Genomic DNA, 12,709 nt, shown 5'->3' on the forward strand with positions numbered 1-12,709 from the left:
CGCAATTGCAGGCCCGTCCCTTCGGGTTGTGTCTGAAAGCGGGCCAGGCTGCGTTGCAGTCCTTGGCAAGGGAACAACCATTACCAGCGGACTGCGCCTTGCCTGGCCCGCTTTCAGACCTCAACGCGACACAGGAAATAAGTGATGGCCGACCCTAACACCCGTATCGAACGCGACAGCATGGGCGAACTGCAAGTGCCCGCCGAAGCCTTGTATGGCGCACAAACCCAGCGTGCGGTGAACAACTTTCCCATCAGCCACCAGCGCATGCCGGCGCAGTTCATTCGTGCGTTGATCCTGGCCAAGGCTGCCGCCGCTAAAGCCAACGTCGAGCTGAAACAACTGAGCGAAGCCCAGGGCAAGGCCATCGTTGATGCCGCCCAAGGCTTGCTGGAAGGCGATTTCATGCAGCATTTCCCGGTGGATATCTTCCAGACCGGTTCCGGCACCAGCTCCAACATGAACGCCAACGAAGTGATTGCGACCCTCGCCAGCCGCTTGCTGGGCGAGCCGGTCAACCCTAACGATCACGTCAACTGCGGCCAGAGCAGCAACGACATCATCCCCACCACCATTCACGTCAGCGCGGCGCTGGTGCTGCATGAGCAAACCCTGCCGGCGCTGCTGCACCTGGTCCAGGTGATCGAGCACAAGGCCGAGGAGGTGCACCGTTTCGTCAAGACCGGTCGGACGCATCTGATGGACGCCATGCCGGTGCGCATGAGCCAGGTGCTCAATGGCTGGGCGCAGCAGCTCAAGGCCAATATCGGTCATCTGCAAGACCTGCTGCCGAGTTTGCAGGCGCTGGCCCAGGGTGGCACTGCAGTCGGCACCGGGATCAATGCGCATCCGGAGTTTGCAGCGCGCTTCAGCCAGCAACTGAGCAGCCTGACCCACGTCCAGTTCACCCCAGGCAAGAACCTGTTCGCGCTGATCGGCTCCCAGGACACGGCCGTCGCGGTCTCCGGGCAGCTCAAGACCACCGCCGTGTCCCTGATGAAAATCGCCAACGACCTGCGCTGGATGAACTCCGGCCCATTGGCGGGCCTTGGTGAAATCGAGCTGGAAGGCCTGCAGCCGGGCTCTTCGATCATGCCCGGCAAGGTCAACCCGGTGATCCCGGAAGCCACCGCCATGGTTGCCGCACAAGTCATCGGCAACGACACGGTGATTACCATCGCCGGCCAGTCCGGCAACTTCGAACTCAACGTGATGCTGCCGATCATTGCCCAGAACCTGCTCGGCAGCCTGGAGTTGCTGGCCAACTCCAGCCGACTGCTGGCCGACAAGGCCATCGCCAGCTTCAAGGTCAACGAAGCCAAGCTCAAGGAAGCGCTGTCGCGCAATCCGATCCTGGTGACCGCACTCAACCCGATCATCGGTTACCAAAAGGCCGCCGAAATCGCCAAGAAGGCCTATCAACAAGGCCGTCCGGTGATTGATGTGGCGCTCGAACATACCGACTTGCCCCGCAGCCAACTGGAAATCCTGCTGGATCCGGAAAAGCTCACGGCCGGCGGCGTGTAATCACCGACCCTGCTTTGGAGGCTCACCATGGAGCACTGGAAACGCACGATCGAACGGGCCAATCGCTGCTTTATGGCGGGCGAGCTGGTAGATGCCCGCGAGGCCTACCTGCAAGCCCTGGCCCTGGCTCAAGTGTTGTTTGAGCGCTGGGCGGATGCCGACGAAGCGGTGGCGGCTTGCGTCATTTCCCATCACAACCTGGCCGACCTGCACTTGCGCCTGAACCAGCCGGAAGAAAGCGCGGAATACCTCTGCGCCATTCACCAGCGCCTGTTGCAGACCATGCAAGACACCCGTCTTAACCCGCTATTGCGGGAAGCGGCCCTGCGTCAGAGCAGCAAGACCTACGTCGAACTGCTGAATTTCATCAGCGATCACGGTGAGTACCCACGTACCCACCGCCTGCTGGGCAGCAACGTGGCGCCATCGGATGCGTCGACCCGCAACAGCCCTTTTTATGGAGCTCATTGATATGTCCTACACCTTGCCGGCCTTGCCTTACGCCTACGATGCCCTTGAACCGCATATCGACGCGCAAACCATGGAGATCCACTACACCAAGCACCACCAGACCTACATCAACAACCTCAACGCAGCCGTCGAAGGCACCGAGTTTGCCGCTTGGCCGGTGGAGAAACTGGTATCCAGCGTCCAGCAACTGCCGGAAAAACTCCGGGCGGCGGTGATCAACCAGGGCGGCGGCCACGCCAACCACTCGTTGTTCTGGGCTGTCATGTCGCCCAAGGGCGGCGGCAAGCCAGACGGCGCGCTGGGTAACGCCATCGACGAGCAGTTGGGCGGTTTCGACGCCTTCAAAGAGGCCTTCACCAAAGCTGCCTTGACCCGTTTCGGCAGCGGCTGGGCGTGGTTGAGCGTGACGCCGCAAAAGACCCTGGTGGTGGAAAGCAGCGGCAACCAGGACAGCCCGTTGATGAACGGCAATACGCCAATCCTCGGCCTGGACGTCTGGGAACACGCTTATTACCTGCTGTACCAGAACCGTCGTCCGGAATACATCAATGCGTTCTACAGCGTCATCAACTGGCCGGAAGTTGCCGGCCGCTACCAGGCTGCGCTGGGCTGAAACTCCTCTATAACAAGATCTAAGGCCGACTATGGGCACTGAAACACTGGCGATCAGCAGCGTGCGAATGTTTCGTTATGCGTTTGGCTCGCTGCTGCTATTGGCAGGAACTGCATTGCTGGTGGCCCAAGGGCTGGCCTGGCTTGACCTGGAACCGCGCATCCTGCGTGCCTTGCAGGGCGGGGCCATCTGCGCGCTCGGCACCGCCCTGGGTGCCGTGCCGGTACTGGTGATCCGCCGGATGCCATTGGCGGTGAGCGACACGCTGCTCGGCTTCGGTGCCGGGGTGATGTTGGCCGCTACGGCGTTTTCGCTGATCGTGCCGGGTATTGCGGCTGCCCAAAGCCTGGGGCTGACGCCATGGGCTGCCAGTGGATTGATCAGTTTCGGCATCATGCTGGGCGCGTTCGGGCTGTATCTGGTGGATCGCAAGGTCTCCGGCGCGAGCCCGGAAATGCTGGTGGGCAGTCCGGATCATCCGGTGATACCGCCGCGTATCTGGCTGTTTGTGTTCGCCATCATTGCCCACAACATTCCCGAAGGTATGGCCGTGGGTGTCTCGGCAGGCGGCGGCATGCCAGATGCCGACAGCCTCGCCATGGGTATTGCCTTGCAGGATGTGCCGGAGGGACTGGTGATTGCGTTGGTGCTGGCCGGGGCAGGGATGTCGCGGGTCAAGGCGTTCCTGATCGGCGCGGCGTCCGGGTTGGTGGAGCCGGTGTTTGCGGTGCTGTGTGCCTGGCTGGTGAGCCTGGCTCAGGTGCTGTTGCCGCTGGGGCTGGCGCTGGCGGCCGGGGCCATGCTGCTGGTGGTGACTCACGAAGTCATTCCCGAGTCGCGGCGCAATGGCCATGACAAGCTCGCCAGCCTGGGGCTGTGTATCGGGTTTTGCTTGATGATGGTGATGGATACGGCGTTGGGCTGAGGCTGTCGCGCTTCTACAAGAAGCGCTTGCGGTAGTCGCTGGGGGTAACGCCCAGGCGGCGAACGAAGGCGCGCCGGAACCCATCAACATTGGCATAGCCGACCTGATCGGCCAAGCGTTTGAGCGAGACATTCGAGCCTTCGATCAGCCGCCGTGCCTGGTCGATACGTGCCAGCTCCACGAACTCGGCAGGGGTGAATCCACCCTCGGCCTTGAATACCCGGGCAAAGTTGCGTTCGCTCATGTCAGCGCGCTGGGCCAGCAATGCCACGCTCAGGTCTGCGGCCAGGTTGTCGACGATATAGGTCTGTATCTGGCGAATGTTCGTGCGCTCTGCGGTCTGTGCCGCCAGTTGGGCGCTGAACTGTGACTGGCCGCCCGGCCGTTTGAAGTACATCACCATTTCCCTGGCCACACTGAGCGCCAAATCACGGCCGTGGTCCTCCTCGACTAACGCGAGCGCCAGATCCATACCGGCCGTCACACCGGCGGAGGTGTACAGGTTACCGTCGCGGATAAAAATGCTGTCCGGTTCGACCACGGCATCGGGGTATTGCCTGGCCAGCAATGCACTGGAATTCCAGTGCGTGGTGACGCGTCGCCCGACCAGCAAGCCAGCAGCCCCCAGCACAAAAGCGCCACTGCAAACCGAGCCTATCCGCCGCACGCGCGTGGCCTGGTAGCGTACCCAGTCCCGCAGGTGGGCGTCGTGTGCCACATCATTCACGCTGGGGCTTCCTGCGATCAGCAGCGTATCGATAGCCCCCTTGAACGTCTCGATGGAGTCATCCGTGGCCAGGCGAAGCCCATTGGTTCCCTTGATCTGCCCGGCGACGGTACCGATGACCGAGATCCGGTATGCACGGGAATTGCCCAATTGCCTGGCCGCTTCAGCGAACACATCGGCAGGGCCCACGACATCCAGCATTTGCACACGGGGAAACGCCAGGAGGGCAATTCGCATGGTGTCGGTCTCCGTAGTGGAAATGGCTGAAATCGTCGTTAAGCGACACTATAGGACAGATGGGAGGTAGGCGACACTGTCCGTTACGTGCTTTATCGTCAACCGGAGACCCGCATGAGCATCTGTAACGCGCCACTTCCCCCCTTCGCTGTCGAATCGAGCGAGCGGTCGGGGTCCATCAAGAATCTTCCCATCAATTTGTTTGGCGCCGTGATGGGGTTGGCCGGCCTGAGCCTGGCCTGGCAGTCCGCCAGTGAATATGTGGCTTACGCGCAAATGATCGGAGCGGTCATTGGTGGGTTTGCCATTCTGGTGTTTATCGCACTGGTGGCGGGGTATCTCACCAAATGGGTTAAATACCCTGCGGCGGTCAAAGCCGAGTTCAATCACCCGATATCAGGAAATTTCTTTGGCACGGTGACGATCGCGTTGCTGCTGCTGTCGGCAGTCGTAGGTTCAGCTAGCACCCTGATCAGCCAGGGGCTTTGGATGTTGGGTAGCCTGCTGACCATGATCCTGGCGGCAATTGTGCTCTCGCGACTGTTGTCCGGTAATCAGGAGTCGCAATATGCGGTGCCTGCCTGGCTGATCCCGGGGGTGGCGGCGCTCGACATCGCGGTGACAGGTGCCCACATGCCCATGGCGTGGGCATACGAGTTCAATCTGTTCGCGATGGCGGTAGGGAGTGTGATTGCGCTGGTGTTCTTCACGCGAATTTTTTCACGTCTGGTTCACGAGCCGGTGATGGCCAAAGGTATGACACCTTCGCTGATGATACTTATCGCCCCCTTTGAAGTCGGCTTTCTGGCTTACACCAACTTCTTTGGCAGCGTCGACTACTTTGCCAGCCTGCTCTTCTACTTTGGCCTGTTCCTGTTTGGGGTGCTGGCATTCAAAGTATTCCGTCAGGGCGCGCCTTTTTCTCCTGCCTGGTGGGCAATCAGCTTTCCGATTGCGGCATTGAGCAACGCTGCGTTGAAATATGCCGATGCCAAAGGAGGCGTGATCCTGGAAGCGATTGCCTATCTGATCCTGGCTTTCCTGACGATCGCCCTGGCCGTACTGACGGTCAAGACGTTGAAGATTCTGTTCAACGGCAAACTGCTGTCCAACTGACGCAGGGGAGGGGCGGTTACCTACTCGCCCTCATCAAAGAAATTATTGATCAACGCTACCAGGGCATCCATCGCTTCCTGCTCTTGCTCGCCTTCGGTCTTCAAATGAATCTTCGTGCCCTTGCCCGCAGCCAGCATCATCATGGCCATGATGCTTTTGCCGTCGACCATGGATTCCGGGGTGCGCCCGGCGCGGATCTGGCAAGGGAACTGCCCGGCGACGCCGACGAACTTGGCCGAGGCCCGGGCGTGCAGGCCCAGCTTGTTGATGATTTCAATTTCCAGAGCGGGCATCGCGGGGGTGTTCCTTTCAGCTGAGGTCGCGGTGGCGAACCTGGACGTTCTTGAGGGTTTGTTGCAGCACCTTGCCCAGGCGTTCGGTCAGGTAGACGGATCGGTGGTGGCCGCCGGTGCAGCCAATGGCGATGGTGACATAAGCCCGATTGCTGGCCGCAAAACGCGGCAGCCATTTGAGCAGGTAGCTGGAGATGTCCTGGTACATTTCCTCGACATCCGGTTGCGCCGCCAGGTACTCGGCCACAGGTTGGTCCAGCCCCGACTGATCCCGCAGTTCCGGCTTCCAGTACGGGTTGGGCAGGCAGCGCACATCGAACACCAGGTCGGCATCCACCGGCATGCCGCGCTTGAAACCGAACGACTCGACAAGGAACGCCGTGCCTGGCTCCGGCTGGTTCAGCAGACGCAGCTTGATCGCATCCCGCAGTTGATACAGGTTCAGGCTGGTGGTGTTGATCTTGAGGTCGGCCAGGTCAATGATCGGCCCCAGCAGTTTGGTCTCGTCCTCGATGGCTTCGGCCAGGGAACGATGAGGGCTGCTCAACGGGTGGCGGCGACGGGTTTCGGAGAAGCGCTTGAGCAGGGTCTCTTCGTCGGCGTCCAGGTACAGCACATCGCAATGGATATGCTTGGCCCGCACTTCTTCGAGCAGTTCAGGAAAGCGTGTGAGGTGGCTGGGCAGGTTGCGGGCGTCGATCGACACGGCGACCAGCGGTTGCGCCAGCTCGGTATGAATCAACGCGCGTTCCGCCAGTTCCGGTAGCAGGCCGGCGGGCAGGTTGTCGATGCAATAGAAGCCGTTGTCCTCAAGAACATTGAGGGCCGTGCTTTTACCTGAGCCGGAACGGCCGCTGACGATGATCAAACGCATGATTAATGCCCGTTTTGTTCATCCAGGACAACCTGGTAGAGCGCCTCATTGCTTGAGGCACTACGCAGTTTGTCGCGTACGTCCTTGCGGTCGAGCATGCTGGCGATCTGCCGAAGCAGCTCCAGGTGCGCATCGGTGGCAGCTTGCGGGACCAGCAGTACGAACAGCAGGTCGACCGGCGCGCCGTCGATGGCGTCGAAATCGATAGGGGCGTCCAGGTGCAGCAGGGCGCTGACTGGAGACTCACAGCCTTGCAGGCGGCAGTGAGGAATGGCGATGCCGTTGCCAAAGCCGGTGGAGCCGAGCTTTTCACGGGCGATCAGGGCCTCGTACACAGCTTGCGTATCCAGTTCGGGCACTTCGCGGCCGATCAGGTTGGCAATTTGTTCGAGGGCGCGCTTTTTACTGCCGCCCGGCACGTTCACGAGGGAACGGCCGGGGGTCAGGATGGTTTCAAGTCGGATCATGGGTGGGGAGTGTTAGCGGCCAGTGCCTTGAAGAAGGCTCTGCTGCTTTTCCTTATGCTTTTTAAGTTGGCGGTCAAGCTTGTCTGTGAGCAAGTCGATTGATGCATACATGTCTTCATGTTCGGCATTGGCGACCACTTCGCCACCGGGTATCTGAAGTGTCGCTTCGATTTTCTGCTGAAGCTTGTCGACCTTCATGATGACCTGCACGTTGGTGATCTTGTCGAAATGGCCCTCAAGCTTCTTCAGCTTCAGCTCGACGTATTCGCGCAATGGAGGGGTGACTTCTACATGGTGTCCACTGATGTTGACTTGCATACAGCTTCTCCTTCGTTGCCAGTGCATAAAGCGGCGGGTAGGAATACCCGCCACTGGAACGCTATGGCCCGCCCGTCACATCAAACGCTTACGCTCGCTGGAAGGCGCGATCCCTAGGGACTCGCGGTACTTGGCGACGGTTCGACGGGCGACCTGAATGCCTTGTGCCTCCAGTAAACCAGCGATCTTGCTGTCACTCAACGGCTTTTTCTGATTTTCCGCGGCAACCAGTTTTTTGATGATCGCGCGGATCGCCGTGGACGAGCATTCGCCGCCTTCGGAGGTGCTGACGTGGCTGGAGAAAAAGTATTTCAGCTCATATATACCCCGTGGGGTATGCATGAATTTTTGCGTGGTCACCCGGGAAATCGTTGATTCGTGCATGCCCACCGCCTCGGCGATGTCGTGCAGTACCAGCGGCTTCATTGCTTCATCGCCGTATTCCAGGAAGCCGCGCTGGTGCTCGACGATCTGGGTGGCGACTTTCATCAGGGTTTCGTTGCGGCTTTGCAGGCTCTTGATGAACCAGCGGGCTTCCTGCAGTTGGTTACGCATGAAGGTGTTATCGGCGCTGGTGTCGGCGCGGCGCACAAAACCTGCGTATTGCGGATTGACCCGCAGGCGCGGCACCGATTCCTGGTTCAGCTCCACCAGCCACCGCTCATTGTCCTTGCGCACAATCACGTCGGGCACGACATATTCGGCTTCGCTGGACTCGATCTGCGAGCCCGGGCGCGGGTTGAGGCTCTGCACCAGCTCGATGATCTGGCGCAGGTCATCTTCCTTGAGCTTCATGCGGCGCATCAGCTGACTGTAGTCGCGGCTGCCCAGCAGGTCGATGTAGTCGGTGACCAGGCGCTGCGCTTCGCTCAGCCAAGGCGTCTTGGCCGGCAATTGGCGCAGTTGCAGCAGCAGGCACTCGCTGAGGTTGCGGGCGCCGATGCCGGCCGGCTCGAATTGCTGGATGCGGTGCAGGACGGCTTCGATTTCGTCCAGTTCGATGTCCAGTTCCGGGTCGAACGCCTCGAGGATCTCCTCAAGGGTCTCGTCCAGGTAGCCCTGGTTGTTGATGCAATCGATCAGGGTCACGGCGATCAGGCGATCGGTATCGGACATCGGTGCCAGGTTCAGCTGCCAGAGCAAATGGCTTTGCAGGCTCTCGCCGGCAGATGTGCGGGTGGTGAAGTCCCACTCGTCGTCATCGTTGCTGGGCAGGCTGCTGGCGCTGGTCTGGTAGACGTCTTCCCAGGCGGTATCCACGGGAAGTTCGTTGGGAATGCGTTCGTTCCATTCGCCTTCCTCAAGGTTATCCACCGTGGGGGCGGTTTCCTGGTAGGAGGGTTCCTGTACGTCGGGGTTGGGCTTTTGCTCGATGTTGTCGGCCAGCGGGTCTGCATTATCGAAGTCGTCGCCTTCTTCCTGGCGTTCGAGCATCGGATTGGACTCCAGGGCCTCCTGGATTTCCTGTTGCAGGTCCAAGGTCGACAATTGGAGCAGGCGGATGGCCTGTTGCAGCTGCGGTGTCATCGTCAGCTGCTGGCCCATTCTCAGGACTAGCGATGGTTTCATGGCAGGGGCTTAACACCTTATTCGCCGGCGCAATGCGCCATCCACGACAGGGCGCGTGAGCGCCAAACATAAGCAAATTATATGCCTGATATCGGGGGCTTTGCCTAGAGCGCGGTAACAATAAAAATACTGAGGTTTTTATTGACTACCGCGCTCCATGGCGAATGGCCTGATACCACCGTGTTTACAGGCGGAACTCGTGACCCAGATACACTTCCTTGACCAGTTCGTTGGCCAGGATAGTGGCAGAGTCACCTTCGGCAATCAGCTGTCCATCGTTGACGATGTAGGCGGTTTCGCAGATATCGAGTGTCTCACGGACGTTGTGGTCGGTGATCAATACACCGATGCCCTTGGCCTTGAGGTGATGGATGATCTGCTTGATGTCGCCGACCGAGATCGGGTCGACACCGGCGAAAGGTTCGTCCAGCAGGATGAACTTGGGCGCCGTGGCCAGCGCGCGGGCGATTTCCACACGACGACGCTCGCCGCCGGAAAGGCTCATGCCGAGGTTGTCGCGAATGTGGTTGATGTGGAATTCCTGCAGCAGGCTTTCCAGCTCTTTCTTGCGCCCGGCGCGGTCGAGTTCCTTGCGGGTCTCGAGGATGGCCATGATGTTGTCGGAAACCGACAGTTTGCGGAAGATCGATGCTTCCTGGGGAAGATAGCCGATACCCGCTTGCGCACGGCCGTGCATAGGCTGGTGGCTTACGTCCAGGTCGTCGATCAGGACGCGGCCTTGATCGGCCTGCACCAGGCCGACGATCATGTAGAAGCAGGTGGTCTTGCCGGCACCGTTGGGGCCGAGCAAGCCGACGATCTGGCCGCTGTCGATCGACAGGCTGACGTCACGCACGACCTGACGGCTTTTATAAGCCTTGGCCAGATGCTGGGCTTTCAGGGTTGCCATTAATTCGCCTTCTTCGCGTCGGGTTTCGGCGCCGGCTGGGCTGCGCCCGGTTTCTGCTTCGGCTGAATAACCATGTCGATACGCGGCTTCGGCGTGCTGATTTTCGAGCCGGTAGCACGGCCGGCCTGGGCGATCTGCTTCACCGTGTCGTAGACGATTTTTTCGCCGTCGGTGGTGTTGCCGTCATTGATGACCCGGGCCTGGTCGATCAGCACGATGCGGTTTTGCTGGGCGTGGTACTGGATCGTCTTGCCATAGCCTTTGACCGGCGTAGGGTCGCCCACTTTCTGCAGTTGTTCGAAATACGCCAGGTTGCCCACCGAAGTGACCACGTCGATATCGCCTGCCGGGGTACGAGTCAGTGTCACGGTGTTACCCGTCACTTTCATCGAGCCCTGGGTGATGATCACGCTGCCCGTGTAGGTCGCGATACCTTGCTTGTCATCCAGCTGCGCATCGTCAGCCTGAATGTGGATCGGTTGCTGGCTATCGTTCGGCAGAGCCCAGGCGCTCACGCTTCCCAGTGCTGCGCCCAGGCCGAGCAAAATAGGGAGGGTTTTAACGAGCCTCATACTGTCCTCTTACGTTCGATAGCAGGTGTATCCTGCTTTCTTTCAAATACGCTTTCATTCCCTTGCCAGTCGATACACCGCCAGCGCCGTCAATTCTAACGTCTTGCTCGGTCTGCGCATATTGCTTCTGTGGGAATACGGTCATGCGACTGCTGGTAATAATGGTGTCGCGGTTCTTGGCGTCAGTGCGGGCTACCCGCACCGAGTCAATCAGTTCCACTTGGGTGCCGTCCGGGTTGACCTCGCCACGCTCGCTGGTGACGTGCCACGGAAATTCGGCGCCGCGGTACAGGTTCATGTCCGGCTTGGTCAGCAAAGTGACCTCGGATGCCTTCAAGTGTTCGACCTTGTCGGAGGTCATTTCATACTGGACCTTGCCATCGGGCAGGTACTGGATGCTGTGGGCGTTGATGGCGTAATAGTCGATAGCACTCTCGTCAACCTGTGCAACCGGCTTGTCGAGGAAGCGCTCCGGGCTGATATTCCAGTAGCCGACCGCGAGGAAAACCGCGGCGATGACTGCAAGTATCAGGAAATTGCGAATCTTTTTACTCAGCATAAAACGCTCTATAGGTAGGCGGCGTGGGCCGCTTCAAGGCTGCCTTGGGCGCGCAGAATCAACTCGCAGAACTCGCGGGCGGCGCCTTCGCCGCCGCGGGCGGTGGTTACACCATGGGCGTGTTCGCGAACGAACGCCGCCGCATTGGCCACGGCCATGCCCAGGCCGACCCGGCGAATCACCGGCAGGTCGGGTAAATCGTCACCCAGGTACGCAACCTGCTCATAGCTTAGGTTGAGTTGGCCAAGAAGCTCGTCCAGAACCACCAGTTTATCCTCGCGGCCCTGATACAGGTGAGGAATACCCAGGTTTTGTGCGCGGCGTTCCACAACCGGGGTCTTGCGACCGCTGATGATGCCGGTTTGCACGCCCGCCGCCATCAGCATCTTGATGCCCTGGCCGTCGAGGGTGTTGAACGTCTTGAATTCGCTGCCGTCTTCCAGAAAGTACAGGCGGCCATCCGTCAGCACGCCGTCGACGTCGAAAATCGCCAGCTTGATGTGCTTGCCCCGTTGCATCAGGTCGGTGGTCATTTACATCACTCCCGCACGCAGCAAGTCGTGCATGTTCAGGGCGCCAACCGGACGGTCGTCGCTGTCGACCACCACCAGCGCCAGGATCTTGTGGTCTTCCATGATCTTCAGTGCTTCGGCCGCGAGCATGTCAGGGCGTGCGGTCTTGCCGTGAGGCGTCATGACTTCGTCGATGGTGGCGGTCTGGATGTCGAGGTTGCGGTCCAGGGTGCGGCGCAGGTCGCCGTCGGTGAAGACCCCGGCCAGCCGCCCGTCGGACTCCAGGATTACGGTCATGCCCAGGCGCTTGAGGGTCATTTCCATCAAGGCATCTTTCAGCAAGGTGCCGCGTGGCACTTGTGGCAGCTCGTCGCCGGCGTGCATGACGTTTTCCACTTTCAGCAGCAGGCGACGGCCAAGGGCGCCGCCCGGGTGGGAAAACGCGAAGTCTTCGGCGGTAAACCCGCGGGCTTCCAGCAATGCCACGGCCAGCGCATCGCCCATGACCAGGGCAGCGGTGGTGGAGGAGGTCGGTGCCAGGTTCAGCGGGCAGGCCTCGTGGGCAACGTGCACGTTCAAATTCACTTCGGCGGCTTTTGCCAGCGTCGAGTCCGGGTTGCCGGTCACGCTGATCAGCTGGATACCCAGGCGCTTGATCAGCGGCAGCAGGGTCACGATTTCGTTGGTGGTGCCGGAGTTGGACAGTGCCAGGATGATGTCGTCCCGGGTGATCATGCCCATGTCGCCGTGGCTGGCTTCGGCCGGATGCACGAAGAACGCGGTGGTCCCGGTGCTCGCCAGGGTGGCGGCGATCTTGTTGCCGACATGCCCGGATTTGCCCATGCCGACCACCACTACGCGGCCCTTGCTGGCCAGAATCATCTCGCAGGCGCGTACGAAATCCGCGTCGATATGGGCCAGCAAGCCTTCTACGGCTTCAAGCTCGAGGCGGATGGTGCGTTGTGCGGATTGAATAAGGTCGCTGGATTGGCTCATGTCTGAAATCGTATAGCCTGACG

Annotated in this window: 16 protein-coding genes; 5 read left to right on the forward strand and 11 right to left on the reverse strand. The window is 60.1% G+C overall.

The window, feature by feature from the left end:
• Nucleotides 1-144 precede the first annotated feature (144 nt).
• From HX786_RS04900 to HX786_RS04915, 4 genes are read left to right on the forward strand one after another with little or no spacing between them, the layout of a single operon-like run.
• Complete coding sequence (locus HX786_RS04900) at nucleotides 145-1,527, forward strand: aspartate ammonia-lyase (protein ID WP_003216098.1); 1,383 nt, start codon at nucleotides 145-147, stop codon at nucleotides 1,525-1,527.
• 27 nt (nucleotides 1,528-1,554) lie between these two features.
• Nucleotides 1,555-1,998: a hypothetical protein gene (locus HX786_RS04905; RefSeq protein WP_003216099.1), complete on the forward strand. Its 444-nt coding sequence runs from the start codon at nucleotides 1,555-1,557 to the stop codon at nucleotides 1,996-1,998.
• 1 nt (nucleotide 1,999) lies between these two features.
• Complete coding sequence (locus HX786_RS04910) at nucleotides 2,000-2,611, forward strand: superoxide dismutase (RefSeq protein WP_003216101.1); 612 nt, start codon at nucleotides 2,000-2,002, stop codon at nucleotides 2,609-2,611.
• Nucleotides 2,612-2,642: 31 nt separating this feature from the next.
• Nucleotides 2,643-3,536 carry a ZIP family metal transporter gene (locus HX786_RS04915; protein ID WP_134327315.1) on the forward strand — a complete coding sequence of 298 codons (894 nt, stop codon included), beginning with the start codon at nucleotides 2,643-2,645 and terminating at the stop codon, nucleotides 3,534-3,536.
• Between the two features lie 13 nt (nucleotides 3,537-3,549).
• Here the strand turns inward: HX786_RS04915 and HX786_RS04920 are convergent, their stop codons facing one another.
• Nucleotides 3,550-4,500: a GlxA family transcriptional regulator gene (locus HX786_RS04920; protein ID WP_087692865.1), complete on the reverse strand. Its 951-nt coding sequence runs from the start codon at nucleotides 4,498-4,500 to the stop codon at nucleotides 3,550-3,552.
• Between the two features lie 114 nt (nucleotides 4,501-4,614).
• On the opposite strand from HX786_RS04920, the gene HX786_RS04925 reads away from it, so the two are divergent.
• Nucleotides 4,615-5,616 (forward strand): SLAC1 anion channel family protein, encoded by a 1,002-nt coding sequence (locus HX786_RS04925; protein WP_178911788.1) that lies wholly within the window; start codon nucleotides 4,615-4,617, stop codon nucleotides 5,614-5,616.
• Between the two features lie 20 nt (nucleotides 5,617-5,636).
• On the opposite strand, the gene HX786_RS04930 is transcribed toward HX786_RS04925, so the two are convergent.
• From HX786_RS04930 to HX786_RS04975, 10 genes are all read right to left on the reverse strand, one after another.
• The gene (locus tag HX786_RS04930) at nucleotides 5,637-5,909 is read right to left on the reverse strand and encodes an HPr family phosphocarrier protein (protein ID WP_003216108.1); all 273 of its coding nucleotides are present in this window, start codon (nucleotides 5,907-5,909) and stop codon (nucleotides 5,637-5,639) included.
• A gap of 16 nt (nucleotides 5,910-5,925) precedes the next feature.
• Nucleotides 5,926-6,783 carry an RNase adapter RapZ gene (gene rapZ, locus HX786_RS04935; protein WP_003216111.1) on the reverse strand — a complete coding sequence of 286 codons (858 nt, stop codon included), beginning with the start codon at nucleotides 6,781-6,783 and terminating at the stop codon, nucleotides 5,926-5,928.
• 2 nt (nucleotides 6,784-6,785) lie between these two features.
• Nucleotides 6,786-7,250 (reverse strand): PTS IIA-like nitrogen regulatory protein PtsN, encoded by a 465-nt coding sequence (ptsN, locus tag HX786_RS04940; RefSeq protein ID WP_003216114.1) that lies wholly within the window; start codon nucleotides 7,248-7,250, stop codon nucleotides 6,786-6,788.
• A gap of 12 nt (nucleotides 7,251-7,262) precedes the next feature.
• Nucleotides 7,263-7,568 carry a ribosome hibernation-promoting factor, HPF/YfiA family gene (gene hpf, locus HX786_RS04945; protein ID WP_003216115.1) on the reverse strand — a complete coding sequence of 102 codons (306 nt, stop codon included), beginning with the start codon at nucleotides 7,566-7,568 and terminating at the stop codon, nucleotides 7,263-7,265.
• Nucleotides 7,569-7,643: 75 nt separating this feature from the next.
• Nucleotides 7,644-9,137 (reverse strand): RNA polymerase factor sigma-54, encoded by a 1,494-nt coding sequence (locus HX786_RS04950; RefSeq protein ID WP_003216117.1) that lies wholly within the window; start codon nucleotides 9,135-9,137, stop codon nucleotides 7,644-7,646.
• Nucleotides 9,138-9,321: 184 nt separating this feature from the next.
• Entirely contained in the window at nucleotides 9,322-10,047 is a 726-nt protein-coding gene (lptB, locus tag HX786_RS04955) for an LPS export ABC transporter ATP-binding protein (protein WP_003216119.1), read from the reverse strand.
• Complete coding sequence (gene lptA, locus HX786_RS04960) at nucleotides 10,047-10,619, reverse strand: lipopolysaccharide transport periplasmic protein LptA (RefSeq protein WP_023659193.1); 573 nt, start codon at nucleotides 10,617-10,619, stop codon at nucleotides 10,047-10,049. Before lptA ends, lptB begins: the two co-directional genes overlap by 1 nt.
• Entirely contained in the window at nucleotides 10,606-11,178 is a 573-nt protein-coding gene (gene lptC / locus HX786_RS04965) for an LPS export ABC transporter periplasmic protein LptC (RefSeq protein WP_003216122.1), read from the reverse strand. Before lptC ends, lptA begins: the two co-directional genes overlap by 14 nt.
• Before the next feature lie 8 nt (nucleotides 11,179-11,186).
• Nucleotides 11,187-11,711 carry an HAD family hydrolase gene (locus HX786_RS04970; RefSeq protein WP_003216124.1) on the reverse strand — a complete coding sequence of 175 codons (525 nt, stop codon included), beginning with the start codon at nucleotides 11,709-11,711 and terminating at the stop codon, nucleotides 11,187-11,189.
• Nucleotides 11,712-12,686 carry a KpsF/GutQ family sugar-phosphate isomerase gene (locus HX786_RS04975; protein ID WP_003216126.1) on the reverse strand — a complete coding sequence of 325 codons (975 nt, stop codon included), beginning with the start codon at nucleotides 12,684-12,686 and terminating at the stop codon, nucleotides 11,712-11,714.
• Between the last annotated feature and the right edge of the window lie 23 nt (nucleotides 12,687-12,709).

It is taken from the genome of Pseudomonas sp. 21615526 (genome assembly GCF_013386245.1).
Lineage (GTDB): Bacteria > Pseudomonadota > Gammaproteobacteria > Pseudomonadales > Pseudomonadaceae > Aquipseudomonas.

Excerpts from the sequence above, each read along its gene's own strand:
- HX786_RS04900 (WP_003216098.1), top strand. The coding sequence starts at position 145 with ATGGCCGACCCTAACACCCGTATCGAACGCGACAGCATGGGCGAACTG.
- HX786_RS04905 (WP_003216099.1), top strand. The coding sequence starts at position 1,555 with ATGGAGCACTGGAAACGCACGATCGAACGGGCCAATCGCTGCTTTATG.
- HX786_RS04910 (WP_003216101.1), top strand. The coding sequence starts at position 2,000 with ATGTCCTACACCTTGCCGGCCTTGCCTTACGCCTACGATGCCCTTGAA.
- HX786_RS04915 (WP_134327315.1), top strand. The coding sequence starts at position 2,643 with ATGGGCACTGAAACACTGGCGATCAGCAGCGTGCGAATGTTTCGTTAT.
- HX786_RS04920 (WP_087692865.1), bottom strand. The coding sequence starts at position 4,500 with ATGCGAATTGCCCTCCTGGCGTTTCCCCGTGTGCAAATGCTGGATGTC.
- HX786_RS04925 (WP_178911788.1), top strand. The coding sequence starts at position 4,615 with ATGAGCATCTGTAACGCGCCACTTCCCCCCTTCGCTGTCGAATCGAGC.
- HX786_RS04930 (WP_003216108.1), bottom strand. The coding sequence starts at position 5,909 with ATGCCCGCTCTGGAAATTGAAATCATCAACAAGCTGGGCCTGCACGCC.
- rapZ (WP_003216111.1), bottom strand. The coding sequence starts at position 6,783 with ATGCGTTTGATCATCGTCAGCGGCCGTTCCGGCTCAGGTAAAAGCACG.
- ptsN (WP_003216114.1), bottom strand. The coding sequence starts at position 7,250 with ATGATCCGACTTGAAACCATCCTGACCCCCGGCCGTTCCCTCGTGAAC.
- hpf (WP_003216115.1), bottom strand. The coding sequence starts at position 7,568 with ATGCAAGTCAACATCAGTGGACACCATGTAGAAGTCACCCCTCCATTG.
- HX786_RS04950 (WP_003216117.1), bottom strand. The coding sequence starts at position 9,137 with ATGAAACCATCGCTAGTCCTGAGAATGGGCCAGCAGCTGACGATGACA.
- lptB (WP_003216119.1), bottom strand. The coding sequence starts at position 10,047 with ATGGCAACCCTGAAAGCCCAGCATCTGGCCAAGGCTTATAAAAGCCGT.
- lptA (WP_023659193.1), bottom strand. The coding sequence starts at position 10,619 with ATGAGGCTCGTTAAAACCCTCCCTATTTTGCTCGGCCTGGGCGCAGCA.
- lptC (WP_003216122.1), bottom strand. The coding sequence starts at position 11,178 with ATGCTGAGTAAAAAGATTCGCAATTTCCTGATACTTGCAGTCATCGCC.
- HX786_RS04970 (WP_003216124.1), bottom strand. The coding sequence starts at position 11,711 with ATGACCACCGACCTGATGCAACGGGGCAAGCACATCAAGCTGGCGATT.
- HX786_RS04975 (WP_003216126.1), bottom strand. The coding sequence starts at position 12,686 with ATGAGCCAATCCAGCGACCTTATTCAATCCGCACAACGCACCATCCGC.